Source organism: Streptomyces sp. NEAU-YJ-81 (assembly GCF_017592595.1).
GTDB classification, from domain to species: domain Bacteria; phylum Actinomycetota; class Actinomycetes; order Streptomycetales; family Streptomycetaceae; genus Streptomyces; species Streptomyces hygroscopicus_B.
This window is the reverse complement of record NZ_JAGFNO010000101.1, coordinates 1-3101: the sequence shown is the minus strand read 5'-3', so window position 1 is coordinate 3101 and position 3101 is coordinate 1. Positions and strand designations below refer to the sequence as shown.

The following is a 3101-nucleotide window of genomic DNA, read 5'->3' as shown; positions in this document are numbered from 1 at the left end:
GGGCCGCGCCGGGGGGCCGCGCCGGGGGGCCGCGCCGGGGGGCCGCGCCGGGGGGCCGCGCCGGGGGGCCGCGCCGGGGGGCTTGGGAAGTATCGTCCAAACCGCCGCCCACGACGCTATGCGTCGTGCGCCCGTGAATTGCCCTGAATTCCCGTCGCGAATTCACGAGAATTCCAGCATTTCCAAGCCGGAATTAATGCCGAAACGGCCCGCAGGTCGAGCTATATTGGTCATGTTCCCAGGGAATCCGGGGAAAGATTTACGCTAATGGGGTCCGCCTGGAATGCGGACGATAGGTGGAGTGTGCCTGAAAAGGCGGGAGCGGTGAAAGGTAATGAGCGGCGCGGCGGATGAGAACTGTGAACGTGCACGCCCTGCCCAGGCCCGAAGTCAACAACTCGGCACCACATCCCTGTCTTCCCGGCTCCATGCCTCCGCCTGTGACCAATGAGAAGGGCTGCAATGACAAGCACCGCCCAAATGCCTTCCACACCCACCTCGACCACACCGAGGCCTCCGACCGGGTTGTCGCCTTCAACGGCCCCCGCCAACGGGAAAGCTCGCCCAGGCGAGCTGCGGGCACGCATCGCGAAGATCCTGGCCACGAGCCCTCCGAGTGCGCAGTTCAGCGTCACCGAGTTGGTCAGCATGCTGGGGCATTCCGGCGGGGCGGTCGGCAACGCCTGCGAGACTCTCGTACGCCGAGGAGAGGCGGAAAGGGTTGGCTCCAAACCTCGCATGTACCGGGCGACAGCTGCCACTGCCGCAGCCGCGCAGCGCGCAGCAACCCATGGCCCGGGCCACAACCCACCGGTACCGCCATCACCTGCCTCCCCGCCGAAGACGGTTCCGCCCCCGAGCGGGAAGCCCGCGCCGATCACCCGTCCGAACGGCCAGCACTATCACCCCAGGGCACTGGCGAACCTGCCCGATGTCGAAGCACTGCGGTGTTTGCGCAAGGCCGGTGTATCGGTCTTGCTGTACGGCCCACCAGGGACAGGCAAGACCTCGCTCATCGAGGCAGCCTTTGAGGACCTGATCACGGTGGCCGGGGACGGTGACACGACGGTCGGAGACCTGATCGGCGAATACACCCAGGACGAACACGGCGGCTACGAGTTCATCTACGGCCCGCTGGTGACAGCCATGCAGGAGGGGCGAGCCCTGCTGCTGGACGACGCGACCCTGATCTCCCCGAAGGTCCTGGCAGCGCTGTACCCGGCGATGGACGGGCGGCGACAGATCCAGGTCAAGGCACACAAAGGCGAGACCATCACCGCCGCCGAGGGCTTCTATGTGATCGCAGGCCACAACCCCGGCGTCCACGGGGCGGTACTGACCGAGGCCCTCGCGAGCCGGTTCTCCGTACAGATCCAAGTGGGATCGGACTACGACCTGGCCACTGCTTTGAAGATCAACAGGACGGCGGTGCGGATTGCCCGCCACCTGGCCACCAGCCAGCAGGCCGGAGAGGTGGGTTGGGTCCCACAGCTACGGGAACTGATCGCCTTTCAGAAGGTCGCCGATGTCCTCGGAGCCGACGCCGCCTTCGCCAACCTGGTCGGAATCGCCCCGCTCGAGGACCGCGACACGGTCGCCGAGATCGTCACCAAGGCCCTGGGCAGGCCCATCACCGCCCTGACCCTGGGCCGTCAACTCTGACCCCCAGCACCCACCGACGGCCCCTCGCCGACACCTCACCCACCCGAACCCCTCAGAAAGGGACCGGTCCGCCATGCCCGCTCTGACCCAGGCCCACGTCCAGCACCAACCGCCCGCACTCTCCGAAGCCCAATGGGCCCAGGCCCGGTGGGAAGACGACGGCGGACCACCCTTCGAACCCACCCCCGCCGAACCAGCCTCGCAATGGCCACGGATCGCCGCAGCTCTGACCGAGCGGCTACCGGAACTCGCAGGCCGCGAAGACGTGATCGTCACCTGCGAGCACGGCACCCGCTCCGGCGCCCCAGGCGCCTTCTACCCCACCACAGCTGAGCTGGAGATCGACACCGCCCTCTTTGCCCCACTCCACCCAGCCACTATCAACCCCACACGGCGCGGCGACGAGGACCGCTACCCGGTCGCCTGGGGAGTACTGGCCCACGAGGCAGCACACGCCGCACACAGCATCTGGACCACCCCGCCCCACCTGCACGGCACGGCCCTGAACACAGCGGCCCAAATGCTGGAGGAATCCCGCGCCGAACACGCCCACCTCACCCGCCGCCCCACCGACCGCCGGTTCCTGCGAACCGCCGCCCACACCCTCATCCTGGCCGACTTCACCCCCCAAACCCCCAGCAACCCGTGGCAGGCCGCCTACGCCGCCGGGCTGATCCTCGCCCGCAGGGACGCCGGAATCCTCGACCCTGACGAGACCGAACCCCTGGAACAAACCGTCACCGGCATCCTCGGCCCCGACCTGCTGGAAACCCTCGCGCAGATCTGGACGGCCGCCCACACCACCGCAGACGACGACGGCCCCAGCATGCTGCAGCACGCCCAAGCCTGGTGCCAAGCCCTGGCCACCCCAGCCACGGGGCCCGAGCCCACAGGCGGCGGACGGCTCAACGAACTCGCCGAAGCGATCGGCAAGGTCGTCGGACGGGTGCGGACAAACGAAGCCATGCAGGCAGCCGCCCAAGCGCGAGCCGCCGCCGCCCGAACCGCCCGGGGCAAGGGAAAAGCCGCACAGGCTGCCCACGCCCGGCAAGCAGCCAAAACGGCGGAACGAGTCTTCTCACCCGGAGCGCGCCCGTTCACCCCCGGCAAACCCCGCAGACGCAGCAACTGGTCCCCGATCACCGGCACCCGGCCGCCAACCGGCGCCGAAAAGTCCGCCGCAGGACAACTCGCGAGAGCACTGCGAGCCGCCGCCTACCGGGAACGCACCACCACCATCACCACCTCAGCCGCCCCACCCGGCCGCCTGAACATGCGTCAGGCCCTCGCCCGGGACGCCCAGAAAGCCGCATGTCGGCGTACAAGTGAACGTGCGCCATCTCGTACGGAGGAATGTGCACCGTTTTCGGTGCGGTGATGGGGTGGGGGCCGTGAGTCTGCTGCTGTCGGTTCGGTGCGGCAGGAGGGCGGCTGACGGT

2 protein-coding genes are annotated in these 3101 nt (G+C 68.5%); both read left to right on the top strand.

Features of this window, described 5'->3' with window-relative positions; all coding sequences use genetic code 11:
- Positions 1-585 precede the first annotated feature (585 nt).
- The gene (locus J5X86_RS50020; RefSeq protein ID WP_208523212.1) at positions 586-1662 is read left to right on the top strand and encodes an AAA family ATPase; all 1077 of its coding nucleotides are present in this window, start codon (positions 586-588) and stop codon (positions 1660-1662) included.
- Between the two features lie 73 nt (positions 1663-1735).
- Positions 1736-3040 carry a hypothetical protein gene (locus J5X86_RS50015; RefSeq protein ID WP_243983366.1) on the top strand — a complete coding sequence of 435 codons (1305 nt, stop codon included), beginning with the start codon at positions 1736-1738 and terminating at the stop codon, positions 3038-3040.
- The last annotated feature ends 61 nt before the right edge of the window (positions 3041-3101 follow it).